The organism is Sporosarcina sp. USHLN248 (genome assembly GCF_037144575.1).
Classification (GTDB): Bacteria; Bacillota; Bacilli; order Bacillales_A; family Planococcaceae; genus Sporosarcina; species Sporosarcina contaminans.
In genome coordinates this window covers 19,002-32,769 of the sequence record NZ_JBBCZC010000019.1, presented here as the reverse complement: position 1 = coordinate 32,769, position 13,768 = coordinate 19,002, and the positions used below count along the sequence as shown (strand labels likewise).

Below are 13,768 nucleotides of genomic sequence, written 5' to 3'. Positions count from 1 at the left end.
GCACGGCACTATCCGTTATGATGGAAGGACAAGACAATCAAAAGGAGTAGACTTGCATGAAGAAAACCCTTTTATCCATTTTAGCCATCTTTGCGCTTGTCCTTTCCGCATGCGGAAGCAAGACGGCAGACGGCGATCACGAAAAAGAATTGGCGGCAGGAGAGCAAAAGCAATTGCCGAACGGCGATTTGCAGGAAGTGACTGAATCTGCTGCTGTGTTGCCTAAGTTCCTTGACGATAAATCGGAAGACATGAGACTTGTCTATCAAGTTGCGGCAACTGCTTCGGACGTACTATCATATATGCCTTGTTATTGCGGCTGTGCAGAAAGCGCCAATCACGGCAGCAACTTGAACTGTTTTGTTGATGAAATTCGTGAAGACGGCTCAGTCGTCTGGGATGATCATGGCACTCGCTGTCTCGTATGCCTCGAAATAGCAGTGCAATCCGTTCAAATGAAACAAGATGGCAAGTCGATGACAGAAATTCGTACTTTCATCGATGAGCAATATAAAGAAGGTTATGCAGAGCCGACGGACACGCCGATGCCTGCATAATATGACGCCCTGCTTCATAAAAGCGGGGCGTTTTTTTGATGAAGGCAATTTATTTTTCTGAATTTGTATATTGGGCTTTAAATTTCTTTTGAAAGAGCGTATGATGTGGGAATGAAATTTGAAAACCTCAATTTCATTATGAACATGAAGGGGAGATTGTATGGTTTTTGAAGGGAATAACAAAGTTCGCAGAAAAATTTATCAAGCAATCGAAGGATTAACCGATGATGAGTTGAATGGTAAACCTAAAAGCGGAGGATGGTCACCAAAGCAAATTTTGGAGCATCTAACGTTGATGGAAACATATATAGCGGCAAAGATTTTAGAGGAACTGAAAAATCCGGAAAGCGAGCGGGCTTCCAAAAAAATTCTGCTAACAGGAAGCCGTACGGCGAAAGTTGAATTGCCTGAGCCGACAAAGCCTACTGAACAGTACATGAATGCGGCAGAAATCAAAGAAGGGCTGCATAATTCAAGAATCTATTTATTAGATGTCTATGAATCATGTAGTGAGGAAGCGCTTCGCAATAAATCAATGGTGCACCCGACGATTGGGCCAATTCCGTTAATCCAATGGTTTCCGCTAATCGGGATCTATGAAAAATGCCATCTTAAACAGTTGCGAAAAACAATTGATGAATTGAAAATGAATGGAATAGCGACGATCACAGCTGGAGATTTTGATTCATAATTCCCTAATCAATTAAAAAAGCTGTCTGGAAAGTCTCATCGACTTTTCAGGACAGCTTTTTTTGTTTACTTAATATACATATCACTAACTAATAAATCTTTTAAAAGATCCGAAGGAATTTCAAACGTGATTACCCCCATATAACCGGGTGCAATTTCATATTTATCGAAGGAGATGACGAGCTTATGATTATCGGTAATATAAAATGATTGGTCAGGTTGAATGGAAGTGAAAGCACTATCAAATTCGTCTTCTGTGAAATAGATGACGTTTTCATCTTCAGCCATTTGCCGTTCGATTTCCGCTTTAATATAGGCGCTAATCGTCTCGATATAGCGTTCATCTTTAAATAGGCTCGGCAAAGTAATTAAGACGTTATCGACTTTATCGATTGTATCGTACTGCATTGTCGTTGATGAAGATGCCGCCGTATTTACTTGGTATCTTGCGATCGACAAAATCCGGTCGTTATCTGTTAAAACTTCATAACCGGAATCTACCCCTAAATGTCCTCCGCCTTGTTTTTCCAATTCATCAATCTCTTTTTGAAATTGTTCAAAAAGCAATTTGTTTTCTTCAATGTATTTCTCATTCAAAGCAGATTGCAATGTTTCATTTTCCAACCCTTCAATAGCGGGAGTTTTAACATTCGCTTGGTACGTCTTCTCGTCAATCGTTAGTTCTTGCACAGTCAATACTTGAACGATGGAGCCTAATAATGGCACATTGCCCATTGCTTGTGCGAATGAAGGGCTGATATTGATGCTGCCTACGAATAGAGCGGCGGCGGCAGCCGTCCCAATCATCCAATTGCGGAAGAAAGGTCGTTTTTTCTTCACCTTTTTCGCTTCCCGAATAGAATTTTGCACGACTTTATTGAGCTCATCTGGAATATCGATGTTTTCGTACTCCTTCTTTAGCTTTTCAAATTTACTCATATTGATACTCCTCTCCCATATCCACGCGCAATTTCCTTAGCGCCGTATATAATCTTGTTTTCACTGTATTGACATTGTCGCCTGTAATGTCGGCGATTTCTTCGATTTTTAAATCCTCAAAGAAACGTAAAATAATAATTGTTTTATACGTTGGAGGTAAATGGTCGACAGCTTCCTGCAAATCGAAATCCGTTACTTGATTGTCGGATGCTGGTAAATGTACTGTTAATATTTCGTCATCCATGACAGTGACACGTTGATGTTTTCGGATGAAATCAATGGCAGTATTAACAATAATTCGATAAAACCACGTTTTTAAATATTGCACTTCTGAAAGTCGATCGACTGAACGCAATGCTTTTAATATTGCTTCTTGCACAATATCGAGCGCGTTTTCTTTATTTTTTACATAGCTATATGCCAAACGATAATGCGCATGTTGGTGTTCCACGATAAAAGCTTCCACCAGTTCGAACTTTTCATCTTTTGTCATGACTTCGTTCACCTTCTATTCATTCCTCTTGGACTAGAGCCGAATCTCCTTCACAGTTTGTAGACGCCTCCGGAATCGAGCCGGATTTGTTTGCATCGCGATGTCGTCTCATTTAGTTTAACGGGCAACTCTATGTAAAAGTTTTTATATGAATGGATTTCATCACTATTTCTTATTAGTACAGAACCTGAACATATTGACTTCACTTATAGGTGGGGTGCTATATGTACTCTGTTCGCCAATCCACTTTTGAATTGACAAATACTGTTAACAAGCTCTTCTTACATAATAAGCAATTGTGAATGGGAATCATGAAGAACCTTTTTCCATAATAGAAAAGACGATCTCTCACGTTATCTGAATATGCTATACTTTTGTTACTTATAAGTAAAGGGACGTGGTGGATATGAAGGATTGGCCATTTGTAGCTTCGTGGAGCGGTGGGAAGGATTCTGCGCTTGCTTATTATAGAGCTTTAAAAACCGGAGGCATTCCGAAACGGATATGGACAATGTTGGAAGCGGATGAGGAACGTTCAAAATCGCATGCATTGCCTCCGGAAGTACTTCATGCGCAAGCAGATCGTATTGGTGTCCCGTTCATGACGCGCGGGGCGGATTGGGAAGAGTACGAGACGCAATTTTTAGATGCGATGAAGGAATGTGTAGATGCAGGTATTCCGTACGGTGTTTTCGGGGATATCGACTTGGAGGATCATTTACATTGGGTGAAAGAGACATGTGCCAAAGTTGGGATGGAGGCAATTCACCCATTATGGATGGAACCGCGCCGTAAACTGTTGGAAGAATTTGTACACGAAGGTTTTGAAGCGTATATTGTCGTCGTCAACACGAAAATGATGCCAAGCAAATTTATCGGTCGCAAATTTACGATTGAACTAATGGATGAGTTGGAGGCGCTTGGTATTGATTCCTGTGGAGAATCGGGTGAATTCCATACGATTGTAGTGGATGGGCCGATTTTTAGCAGCCGTGTGCCGATTGTATTTGGGATACAGCATGAAAGAAACGGTTATTTGTTTTTAAATGTTGAATTGGAGAATGGGATGTAAGAAGCAAAAAATAGCCTATGCCGTATTTAGCGAATATGAATCGCGTTCAAAGGACATATTGTAAAAGAAGGCTATCGATCCAATCAAATTGGAGCAGAAGGAGGTTGGAATTGTGAAAGAACAGCTAACAGAAGCATTTCGCCTATTTTATGAAGAGAGGTTTGATGAGGCGGAGCAGCTTTATCGAGCCTGTCTTTCGGAAGCAGAAGAAGGTTCTCAGGATGCCAAAACAGCGCTTCATGGCTTAGGCTTTACTCTCTCCATGAAAGGCGAATATATAGAAGCTTTTGCATGCTATGAAAACCTTCTACTTAGCGCCATTAAAGAACAAAACCATCTTAGTGAAGCTGTTGCACTACACCAAATTGGAATGGTCTGTCGGATGAACAATGACTATGCACTTGCAAAGGACTATTTTCAGAGGGAAAAAAATGTGCGGGAACAAAGCTTATTAGATGACCATATCGGGTTTTCCGCAAATGCATATGAATTCGGACTAATCGCCTTACATGAAAACCGCTTGGAGGAAAGTCTCCAGTACTTTAATGAGGCAATTGAACAAGGAAATCTTGCCAAAGATCATATGTGCATTGCTTGCGCCTATCGAGGAAAAGGCCAGTATTATGAAGCTGCCGAAAATAAAGACGAAGCGAAAGAAAGCTTTCAGAAAAGTGTCCATCATTTTTTAGAAGCAGGAGATGAAAAAGGTGCTGCAGAAGTTCAAGAAATGATACGCTCATTAAATGAGTAGCTTTTGGATAACCGAATGAATTTGTTATTTGCACTGTATCTTTGCAATGAATGATTGTTCCAAGGGTACAGTGCAAATGAATTGTACGTTATAAATTTTATTTATATAATAAAAAAGTTCGCGACATCTTTTGAAAAATCGTAAACAAACGTAAGCTGTGTACGATACAGATAGAGGATAAACAATTTAGATGGGGGAAAAGAACGTACGGATGAAAAACTCAGAAATTGTCTCCTTAATTGAATCGACAATTCAAGTCGTTAATATGGACGTGGAGCTAGTCGTTGAAAAAACTGGTGTGAACATGATGTATGATTTCATTAAAAATGAAGTGGTCGTCGATGTTGATAGGGTTCAAAAAGCATGTAAAGAAATGACGCCGGCCATGCCGCTTACTACTTATATAAAAACAGTAACAATACACGAATTAGGTCATTCAATGGATCGAAAAGCACTTCTTTCCTCTTTGGATAGAGCTGTTGAAATCATTGAGGCCAAAAAGCAGGCAGCTGCTGAAAAAAGACCGAAAGATTTGCCGTTTGTCACAATGCTTTTAGAAGAGCATGAAACAGATATTGCCTTCGAAGAAACGGCATGGGCAAACGCGGAAATTTTAAATCGCTTTTATGGAGTGGTAGATTGGGATAGCTTTGAAAAAGTAAAGGACCATAGCATGGCTACGTATTGTTCAGCTTATGAGGAAGACTACGAAATTTTCGAGCAGCTGAGAGAAACGCAGGAAAATATCATTGCTGTTTATAATTGAACTTATATTTATATAAAAACCGCCATCCGGATATAAATTGGATGGCGGTTTTTGCATAGGCAAAATCATTTAGTGATCTTCTACATCCATTAAGAAAATACGTCTTTCGAAACTACCACGGCTCTTCGCTTTTTCTGACCGAATTTTTTCAATATCCGCTGCAGACAAACCGTAATAATCCGCTGCGGCGTGTATAAGTTCCAACAGATCCGATAGTTCTTCTGCAATATTCATAGTTGTTGTAGCTGTCTCATATTCAGAAAGCTCTTCGTGCATTTTCTTATTCAACTCTACTATATATTCATCTTCATTCAGAATTCTGAAGTTTGCTGTCTTTCCGTTGTTTTGTATCATTTCCGGAATCAAATCTCGCACTAATTTATTGTAAGTTGGCATAGGTTTATTCCTTCCTACCTAATGTCAAATATCCGGATGCTTTCAATTCCTGCTCTAAAAAAGGATTCGCTTGTAGCATATTTCGGAATGCTTCATATTTCATAAACGCTTCAGGCGCGGGCTGCTTATTCGTCCGGTATGCGCGGATTAAAATGTTTTTCGGCGTATGCTCCATATCGATGAACTCCAATAGCTGTGCGTCATAGCCAACTAAAGATAGCAATTCAGCGCGGATTGAGTCTGTCGCTAAAGCAGAGAAGCGTTCTTTGATCAATCCATGCTGTAGCATGATATCCAATGCTGGTGACTGAATTTGAGAGAACAGCTCATGTTGGCAGCAAGGGACGCTTAAAATGACATTCGCTCCCCATTTCACTGCCCTTGCAAGCGCCATATCTGTTGCGACATCGCATGCATGCAATGTAACGACCATATCGACAGCGGTCTCTTCGTTAAAATCATTAATGTCTCCAACTAAAAACTTCAATTGATCATAGCCGAGGTCTTCTGCGATTCGGTTACATTCCTCGATCACTTCTTTTTTCAGATCCAGCCCTGTTACTTCGATGTCTATGCCCTTTTCAATATGAAGATAGTGGTAGAGCGCGAACGTTAAATACGATTTGCCTGAGCCGAAGTCTAAGATGCGGACAGTGCGGTCTTTTGGCAAATAGTCGAGTGCGTCATCAATAAATTCAATGAAGCGGTTAATTTGCCGGAACTTATCGTGTTTTTGCTTTTTCACTTTACCTTCAGCTGTTTGCACGCCTAATCGAATAAGAAAAGGGTAAGGAGTCTCTCCGTCCAACAAATAGTTTTTCTTCCTGTCATGTGATAAGTCTACTGTTTTTAAGTCCCTCGTTTTCTCAGCTTTCCAAGAAACCTTGAACTTTTTTGTCAGCTGGATATGGATGTTTTCATCTGCAAATTCTGCTTGCAACTGTCTAAACTGCTCTAATAGTTCCGCTATATGCGGACGGATTTCGCTTATTTTGATATTTTCATGTTTCAAGATGCGTTCGTAGTGATATTCAAATTGAATATGGACTTCTTGTTTAATTTCTACAGGCTTCAGTTTCACTTTTCGCAAGTCTGCAGTTTTTGTGCGCGGCTGGCTAATTGTCCCGCGAATGAATGAACCATCTTGAATCCGGTGGACGATTTGATCCACAAGCTCTTCAAATGTCATATGTTCGGACTCCTTTTTAATAAATATGTGTTACTACAATAACAAAAGGAGTTAGCGATTTGCCAACTCCTGAATTGATTATTTGAGAGAGAATCCTTTTTTCTCTAAGAATTCCTTCATATATGTGCGTTTCGGTGCGGATAAAAAGTCCGCCATCTGTTCTGACCATGCAGTGTCCTTTTGATTGGACCCGCGATTCAAGTAATAATCATGCATCGTTTGATCGTAAGATGGAAGGATGTCGTTGTATTTTTCGGCGTTGTAGTTATTTTCATGGATGATTGCTTCAACAGGTAATCTTGGTTTTACTTCATTCGCTTCGTCCGGCACGCCGATAGACATGGCGAACATAGGTGCAACGCCATTTGGCAAGTTTAGCAATTCACTGATCTCTTCAGGAGCATTGCGGATTCCTCCTATGTAGCAAATGCCATATCCTTTCGATTCTGCAGCGATAGCGACATTTTGTGCAAATAGCGCTACGTCAATTGAGCCGACTAACAGATTTTCTACATAAGAAAAGTCTATTTCCTTACCGTTAAGTTCCGCAGCTTTTGCAAGACGGCAATAGTCCGCGCAAAAAATAAGTACGGCTCCAGCCGACAGCATTTGCGATTTATTCTTAGATAGCTCCGCCAATTGTTCACGCTTGCCCATATCAGTGACATGTATGACAGAGTAGGCTTGGACGAAATGGGAGCTTGCCGCATGCTGTCCGGCAGATACAATTTCTTTCACGTCGTCTTTTGTAAGCGGTATGTCTTTATATTTTCTTACGGATGCGTGTGATTTTAGCAATTCAATGACCATAAAACAACCTCCATTTTTTCGTTATTCTCTATTTGCTGATTATATTCATGTTACACTACGATAAAAATTTAAGAAAGGATGTGCATTAAATTGGGATGGATTGAAAGCATATCGTTGACGACAACGCTCATTGTTTTATTTTTAGTTGTCATTCCGATTACTGTAGCCATCTTCCTTTATTATTATGACAGAAGACAGAAACAGCATGCAATTCTTCGGAATTACCCTGTATTGGGGCGAGTTCGATATGTCTTGGAAAAAACAGGGCCAGAGCTGCGTCAATATTTGTTTGATGATGATAATGGCGGAGAGCCTTTTAACCGGGAAGATTATTTGCATATGGTGTTGCCGGGTAAATACTTGAATAGTGTAATCGGCTTCGGATCGAAACGGGACTTTGAACGTCCTGGCTATTTTATTCGCAATGCTATGTTTACGAAACAGAACGAGGAAATGCGAGTGGATAATGAGACGTTAATTGAAACAATGCGATACAAAGTCGATGAAGATGGGCTCTTTTCTCGTAAGGAGCATCGAGAAAAGATCCCTGCTTTGCCGTGGCTATTGCCAGAAGAGGATGCGATTGTCATCGGTCCGAACTGCGAACATCCTTTTCGAGTTCGCAGTTTGTTAGGTCAATCGGGCATGAGCTATGGAGCGCTTGGAGAAAATGCAATTACTGCATTATCAAAAGGAATTGGGATGGCGAAAGAAGCTTGGATGAATACGGGAGAAGGCGGTTTGTCACCTTATCATCTAGCAGGCGATGCACATATTATCGCTCAAATCGGTTCAGGACTATTTGGTTTTCGGACAGAGGATGGAGAGTTTAGCTTTGAACGACTTCGTGAAAAGGCTGAAATACCACAAGTTCGGGCATTCGAAATTAAAATGGCACAAGGGGCAAAAATGCGGGGCGGTCATGTAGAAGGTGAAAAAGTAACCGAAGAAATTGCCAAAATCCGAAATGTCGTGCCGTTTACGACAATTAATAGTCCAAACCGTTTCAAACAGTTTAATGACTATCCGACACTTTTTGATTTCATTGAGAAAATCCGCGATCATACAGGCAAACCTGTAGGAATCAAAATCGTTATCGGAGGCAAAGAAGATGCTGAAGAGCTTGCTTCTTTTATGCGGGAGACAGGGAAGGGCCCTGATTTTATTTCACTTGATGGTGCCGAGGGAGGATCGGGTGCTACTTATCAAGATTTAGCGGATAGTGTAGGGCTGCCGCTTAAATCGGCTCTTATATTGTTGGACGATGCACTTAGGAAATTTGAAGTGCGAGATGAAGTGAAAATTATTGCATCCGGCAAAATTACAACGCCTGATAAGGCAGCTATTGCACTGGCAATGGGAGCAGATTTAGTACAAATTGCTCGCGGTTTCATGATATCGGTAGGCTGTATTATGGCACATCGTTGCCATACGAATGAATGTCCTGCAGGTGTCGCAACGACAGACAAACATTTACAAAAAGGGCTTGTCGTCGAAGAGAAGAAATATCGGGTAACCAATTACATTTTGACGATGCGTGAAGGATTGTTCAGAATTGCGGCAGCTGCTGGTCTTGATTCTCCGACAAAATTAGAGCGGCATCATGTCCTTTATAAAGATGAAAGAGGAAGGGTTTTTCCAATTGAATAAGATAACATGCCATTTTGCCTGTGAGTAAAACATGCATTTTGATTAAAAGGTCCTAAGACTGTATCGGAATTTTATGATAATATAAAAGTAACTAAAGTTTCATAGAAAGGGGAATGGTGGATGTCTTTGTTAAATAAAACAGTTGGCGAGATCGTGAGGGAATGGGCGGACTTATTACCGAATCATGAAGCGTATGTTTACCCGAAGTTAAATTTGCGGAAAACCTACAAGGATTTCGATCAGGAAACAGACATGTTAGCGAAGGCATTCATCGGTATGGGGATTCAAAAAGGGGAGCATGTAGCAATATGGTCTGATAATAAGCCGCAATGGCTGCTCAGCCAGTATGCGACGGGCAAAATGGGGGCTGTCCTCGTTACTGTGAACACGAATTACCAGGCGAGAGAACTTGAATATTTATTGAAGCAGTCTGACGCGACGACATTAATTTTGGATGAAGGCTTCAAAGGAACGAGCTATATTGACATTGTTCGTTCAATTTGTCCAAACTTGCTGGAAAACAAAGATGGCGTCGTTACTTCAGAGAAATTGCCAAAATTGAAAAGAATAATTTTGATGACGGATCGGGAAGAGGCAGGCATTTACAAATGGTCCGAGTTTTTGGCACATGCCGAAGGAGTATCCGATGAAACACTAAAGCAGCGTAGTAGTGAAATGTCTCCGGACGATGTAATCAATATCCAGTATACTTCCGGGACGACTGGTTTTCCTAAAGGCGTTATGCTAACGCATCGAAATATTGTAAATAACGGTAAGATTATTGGGGACTGCATGAAGTTAACGGAAAAAGATCGTGTTTGTATTCCGGTACCCTTTTTCCACTGTTTCGGCTGCGTCTTAGGGACAATGGCAGCAGTGACACATGCATCAACGATGGTACTGTTGGAGCAGTTTGATCCGGTAGATGTACTGGAAGCTGTAGAAAGTGAGAAGTGCACTGCGCTCCATGGTGTGCCGACGATGTTTATTGCAGAGTTAAACCATCCTGATTTTAAAAAATATAATACGTCTACATTACGTACAGGCATCATGGCAGGCTCTACTTGCCCAATCGAAGTAATGAAGCGGGTAATCAATGATATGGGGGCAAACGAAATTACGATTTGCTATGGACAGACGGAATCATCACCTGTCATTACACAGACTTTGACAGATGATCCAATTGCAAAAAGAGTGATGACTGTCGGGAAACCGCATCCATATGTTGAAGTGAAAATTATCGACCCGGTTACCGGAGATGAAATGCCTATTGGAAGTCCGGGGGAACTTTGCACGCGAGGCTATCATGTAATGAAAGGGTATTACAATAACGAGGAAGCGACACGTGAAGCGATTGATGAAGATGGCTGGCTCCATACTGGGGATATCGCTGTTATGGATGAAGATGGGTACATCGATATTACCGGACGGATTAAGGATGTCATCATTCGAGGCGGTGAAAATATTTATCCGCGAGAAGTTGAGGAATTTCTCTATACACATCCGGGCATTTCCGACGTCCAAATCGTAGGAGTTCCTGATCCTAAGTATGGTGAGGAAATGATGGCATGGATTATTCCAAAAAAAGGGGCCACCATAGATGAAGAATCCGTACGGTCTTTTTGCAAAGGAAATATTTCATTCCATAAAATCCCGAAGTATATTAAGTTTACTGACGAATATCCAATGACAGCGTCTGGAAAAATCCAAAAATACAAATTGCGTGAAATGGCTCTTGAAGAGTCGGTTACGTATGGAATATAGATTAACAACGAAAGATGAAGGACTGCAGCCTGTAATTTGGCGTGTAGTCCTTTTTTATGCATGAAATTTTCATAAGAAGCCATTCTATTAAAGAGTCATTCATATAACGTTGTTTCAAGTGTTCCATCCATATGGTAAATTGCTAAAACACCATTTTGCGCATTTACATAAGGTTTGGCTCTCTCTAATAATTCATTTTTTGTTTCTTCCTTAAAGATGGCTTTTTCGCCTTCTTTTTTCATTAACACCCAATGGTCATCACGGGCTTTTGCTACATATGTTGGTCGATCGTTGTCATCTCCGGTCACATATTCCCTTGCTTTTGCAGTGGCGATCGAAATCGCACGTCCTTCGTCATAATCTTCCCGTAGCAAAGCATTGGCAATTTCAATCGCTTTGTTTCGTATTTCAGGTTCTAAGTTTTTAAATGAATCGGGGTAATCTGTTCTTGTCCACGGCATAGGGAATCGCCTCCTTATAAAAACAATTCCCGATAGGATTCAAGTTAAACGCCTGTATTTCGATCTTTTTTCCGGAAAGCTAAGAAAGGTTCAAGTGCTCTTTCCGTTTTCATATGAATAAAGGGCACTTTTCGCTCTTCAGGCTGTTTCAGTTGATCCGAAAAGAATTGCGATAATGGGTTCGGATGACCAGCTCCGTTCTCCGCATCGACTTTGCTTGCTGCATAATAAATCTCGCCGATCGTTGACCAATAGGCAGCCCCTAAACACATAGGGCAAGGTTCTCCACTTGCATATAAAACGCAATCTGATAAGTCCACTGTTTGGAGAGCGGAGCAAGCTTCCCGGATGGCAAGTAACTCAGCATGTGCAGATGGATCGTTCTCAATATGCACACGATTTGTTCCTTGCCCAATTATTTTTCCATCTTTTACGACAATCGCGGCGAAAGGTCCACCGCCGTCTTGAACATTTTTAATTGCCATATCGATCGTCGTTTGAAGCCATTCATTATGTGTCATTGTCGAATCCTCCTTGTCGAAATGATTCATTTCCCGGGAAATGAATGTAAATTTATCATACCATGTCTATTTTTAGCTTTGTGGGGTATTGACATTTAAAGTATATACTTTATTGTATAAAAATGATGGTATTAAACAGAAAGTTTGGAGGGGGAATATTGTGACTAACGAATCATATCAGTTAATTTCCATCGCGTTATATATGGCTTTAATGCTTTTCATCGGTTGGTATGCTTTTAGAAAAACATCCAACTTAACGGACTATATGTTAGGCGGGCGTTCTTTAGGCCCTGCTGTTACCGCTTTAAGTGCTGGCGCGGCAGATATGTCAGGCTGGCTGCTAATGGGTCTGCCTGGTGCCATTTATTCTTCAGGTCTTATGGAAGCGTGGCTTGCTATCGGTCTGACAATAGGAGCTTACTTGAACTGGCTCTTAATTGCACCACGTCTTCGTGTATACACGCAAGTTTCCGGTGACTCAATTACAATTCCAAGTTATTTGGAAAACCGTCTGAAAGATACATCACGCTTCTTGCGTATCGCTTCAGGATTAATCATACTTGTCTTTTTTACATTTTACGTTTCTTCAGGAATGGTAGCCGGCGGGAAATTTTTCCAAAGTTCATTTGGGCTTGACTATCATTATGGTTTATTGATTGTGTCAGCAGTTGTTATCGCATATACATTATTTGGCGGATTCTTAGCGGTAAGTTATACAGATGTCGTTCAAGGTTTGGTCATGTTCTTCGCATTGCTATTAGTTCCAATTATCGGGTTAACATTAACAGGTGGATTTAGTGGAACGCTGGAAAGTATTCGTGACGTGAATCCGGATTTCCTTAGCTTGACAAAAGGTGTATCAGTAGCTGCAGTAATTTCATCACTTGCATGGGGACTCGGCTATTTCGGCCAACCGCATATTATCGTTCGTTTCATGGCGATCAAATCGGTAAAAGAAACGAAAAGTGCAAGACGAATCGGGATTGGTTGGATGGCCTTAAGCTTATTCGGAGCGATCGGAACTGCATTAGTTGGTATTGCCTACTATCATCAAAATACGGACGCGACTTTGGTCGACCCTGAAACCGTTTTCATCGCACTTGGTCAAGTATTCTTCCATCCGCTTATCGCAGGGGTGATCCTTGCAGCCGTATTATCAGCGGTTATGAGTACGATTTCTTCACAATTAATTGTAACATCCTCAGCGCTAATTGAAGACTTATACAAAGCTGTCATCAAGTCAGATGCGGATGATAAGCGATATGTTTTCTTAGGAAGAATGGCAGTATTGATCGTATCGATCGTCGCGATCATCTTAGCTTGGCCGAACAAAGAATCTATATTAAAGCTTGTGTCATTTGCATGGGCAGGATTCGGTGCAGCGTTTGGTCCGATTATCGTCTTATCTTTATACTGGAGAAAGATCACTGCTGTAGGTGCTTTATGGGGAATGGTCACAGGCGCAATTACAGTTGGAATTTGGGGCAATATCAAAGTATTAACAGATAACTTGTATGAAATTGTTCCAGGTTTCATTGTTTGCCTTATCGTCACTTACATCGTTAGTTTGATCACATACAAACCGAACGCTGAAATCGAAAAAGAATTCGATGATGCGCTTGAGTTGCTTGAATCTGAAAGGAAATAATGAATAATATCCTCCGGTCTGTTCATTAATGGGCTGGGGGATTTTTAAATTGTAGTGAGGG

Annotated in this window: 15 protein-coding genes; 8 read left to right on the top strand and 7 right to left on the bottom strand. The window is 40.9% G+C overall.

Going from position 1 to position 13,768, the window contains the following annotated elements:
- Window positions 1-56 precede the first annotated feature (56 nt).
- Window positions 57-557, top strand: coding sequence for a PCYCGC motif-containing (lipo)protein (locus WFH04_RS09430; RefSeq protein ID WP_336823804.1), 501 nt, complete (start codon window positions 57-59; stop codon window positions 555-557).
- Between the two features lie 160 nt (window positions 558-717).
- A complete protein-coding gene (locus WFH04_RS09425; RefSeq protein WP_336823803.1) occupies window positions 718-1,248 on the top strand; it encodes a DinB family protein in 531 nt (176 codons plus the stop codon).
- A gap of 65 nt (window positions 1,249-1,313) precedes the next feature.
- Here WFH04_RS09425 and rsiV read toward each other — a convergent pair whose 3' ends face one another.
- Both rsiV and sigV read right to left on the bottom strand, forming a co-directional pair.
- A complete protein-coding gene (gene rsiV, locus WFH04_RS09420) occupies window positions 1,314-2,186 on the bottom strand; it encodes an anti-sigma-V factor RsiV (protein ID WP_336823802.1) in 873 nt (290 codons plus the stop codon).
- A complete protein-coding gene (gene sigV, locus WFH04_RS09415) occupies window positions 2,179-2,679 on the bottom strand; it encodes an RNA polymerase sigma factor SigV (protein WP_336823801.1) in 501 nt (166 codons plus the stop codon). Before sigV ends, rsiV begins: the two co-directional genes overlap by 8 nt.
- Before the next feature lie 406 nt (window positions 2,680-3,085).
- On the opposite strand from sigV, the gene WFH04_RS09410 reads away from it, so the two are divergent.
- The 3 genes from WFH04_RS09410 (at window position 3,086) to WFH04_RS09400 (ending at window position 5,268) form a co-directional block, all read left to right on the top strand.
- A complete protein-coding gene (locus WFH04_RS09410; RefSeq protein ID WP_336823800.1) occupies window positions 3,086-3,751 on the top strand; it encodes a Dph6-related ATP pyrophosphatase in 666 nt (221 codons plus the stop codon).
- Between the two features lie 112 nt (window positions 3,752-3,863).
- A complete protein-coding gene (locus WFH04_RS09405) occupies window positions 3,864-4,502 on the top strand; it encodes a tetratricopeptide repeat protein (protein ID WP_336823799.1) in 639 nt (212 codons plus the stop codon).
- A 190-nt stretch (window positions 4,503-4,692) separates the two neighbouring features.
- Window positions 4,693-5,268 (top strand): integrase, encoded by a 576-nt coding sequence (locus WFH04_RS09400; protein ID WP_336823798.1) that lies wholly within the window; start codon window positions 4,693-4,695, stop codon window positions 5,266-5,268.
- 69 nt (window positions 5,269-5,337) lie between these two features.
- Here WFH04_RS09400 and WFH04_RS09395 read toward each other — a convergent pair whose 3' ends face one another.
- The 3 genes from WFH04_RS09395 to nfsA form a co-directional block, all read right to left on the bottom strand.
- Window positions 5,338-5,664 carry a nucleoside triphosphate pyrophosphohydrolase gene (locus tag WFH04_RS09395; protein WP_336823797.1) on the bottom strand — a complete coding sequence of 109 codons (327 nt, stop codon included), beginning with the start codon at window positions 5,662-5,664 and terminating at the stop codon, window positions 5,338-5,340.
- A gap of 4 nt (window positions 5,665-5,668) precedes the next feature.
- Entirely contained in the window at window positions 5,669-6,853 is a 1,185-nt protein-coding gene (locus tag WFH04_RS09390) for a class I SAM-dependent methyltransferase (RefSeq protein ID WP_336823796.1), read from the bottom strand.
- A 78-nt stretch (window positions 6,854-6,931) separates the two neighbouring features.
- Window positions 6,932-7,663, bottom strand: a complete 732-nt coding sequence (gene nfsA, locus WFH04_RS09385; RefSeq protein ID WP_336823795.1) for an oxygen-insensitive NADPH nitroreductase — start codon at window positions 7,661-7,663, stop codon at window positions 6,932-6,934.
- A 90-nt stretch (window positions 7,664-7,753) separates the two neighbouring features.
- Here nfsA and WFH04_RS09380 point away from each other — a divergent pair, with 90 nt between their 5' ends.
- Both WFH04_RS09380 and WFH04_RS09375 read left to right on the top strand, forming a co-directional pair.
- Window positions 7,754-9,313: an FMN-binding glutamate synthase family protein gene (locus tag WFH04_RS09380; protein WP_336823794.1), complete on the top strand. Its 1,560-nt coding sequence runs from the start codon at window positions 7,754-7,756 to the stop codon at window positions 9,311-9,313.
- 120 nt (window positions 9,314-9,433) lie between these two features.
- Window positions 9,434-11,077, top strand: a complete 1,644-nt coding sequence (locus tag WFH04_RS09375) for an AMP-binding protein (protein ID WP_336823793.1) — start codon at window positions 9,434-9,436, stop codon at window positions 11,075-11,077.
- A gap of 95 nt (window positions 11,078-11,172) precedes the next feature.
- Here WFH04_RS09375 and WFH04_RS09370 read toward each other — a convergent pair whose 3' ends face one another.
- Window positions 11,173-11,538 carry a DUF2188 domain-containing protein gene (locus WFH04_RS09370; RefSeq protein ID WP_336823792.1) on the bottom strand — a complete coding sequence of 122 codons (366 nt, stop codon included), beginning with the start codon at window positions 11,536-11,538 and terminating at the stop codon, window positions 11,173-11,175.
- Window positions 11,539-11,582: 44 nt separating this feature from the next.
- Window positions 11,583-12,059 carry a nucleoside deaminase gene (locus WFH04_RS09365; RefSeq protein ID WP_336823791.1) on the bottom strand — a complete coding sequence of 159 codons (477 nt, stop codon included), beginning with the start codon at window positions 12,057-12,059 and terminating at the stop codon, window positions 11,583-11,585.
- Window positions 12,060-12,219: 160 nt separating this feature from the next.
- On the opposite strand from WFH04_RS09365, the gene putP reads away from it, so the two are divergent.
- Entirely contained in the window at window positions 12,220-13,707 is a 1,488-nt protein-coding gene (gene putP, locus WFH04_RS09360) for a sodium/proline symporter PutP (RefSeq protein WP_336823790.1), read from the top strand.
- The last annotated feature ends 61 nt before the right edge of the window (window positions 13,708-13,768 follow it).

What these genes read in the sequence shown, in the direction of transcription:
- rsiV (WP_336823802.1), bottom strand. Translation starts at nt 2,186, where the DNA reads ATGAGTAAATTTGAAAAGCTAAAGAAGGAGTACGAAAACATCGATATT.
- WFH04_RS09370 (WP_336823792.1), bottom strand. Translation starts at nt 11,538, where the DNA reads ATGCCGTGGACAAGAACAGATTACCCCGATTCATTTAAAAACTTAGAA.
- WFH04_RS09395 (WP_336823797.1), bottom strand. Translation starts at nt 5,664, where the DNA reads ATGCCAACTTACAATAAATTAGTGCGAGATTTGATTCCGGAAATGATA.
- nfsA (WP_336823795.1), bottom strand. Translation starts at nt 7,663, where the DNA reads ATGGTCATTGAATTGCTAAAATCACACGCATCCGTAAGAAAATATAAA.
- sigV (WP_336823801.1), bottom strand. Translation starts at nt 2,679, where the DNA reads ATGACAAAAGATGAAAAGTTCGAACTGGTGGAAGCTTTTATCGTGGAA.
- WFH04_RS09375 (WP_336823793.1), top strand. Translation starts at nt 9,434, where the DNA reads ATGTCTTTGTTAAATAAAACAGTTGGCGAGATCGTGAGGGAATGGGCG.
- WFH04_RS09410 (WP_336823800.1), top strand. Translation starts at nt 3,086, where the DNA reads ATGAAGGATTGGCCATTTGTAGCTTCGTGGAGCGGTGGGAAGGATTCT.
- WFH04_RS09365 (WP_336823791.1), bottom strand. Translation starts at nt 12,059, where the DNA reads ATGACACATAATGAATGGCTTCAAACGACGATCGATATGGCAATTAAA.
- WFH04_RS09425 (WP_336823803.1), top strand. Translation starts at nt 718, where the DNA reads ATGGTTTTTGAAGGGAATAACAAAGTTCGCAGAAAAATTTATCAAGCA.
- WFH04_RS09430 (WP_336823804.1), top strand. Translation starts at nt 57, where the DNA reads ATGAAGAAAACCCTTTTATCCATTTTAGCCATCTTTGCGCTTGTCCTT.
- WFH04_RS09390 (WP_336823796.1), bottom strand. Translation starts at nt 6,853, where the DNA reads ATGACATTTGAAGAGCTTGTGGATCAAATCGTCCACCGGATTCAAGAT.
- WFH04_RS09400 (WP_336823798.1), top strand. Translation starts at nt 4,693, where the DNA reads ATGGGGGAAAAGAACGTACGGATGAAAAACTCAGAAATTGTCTCCTTA.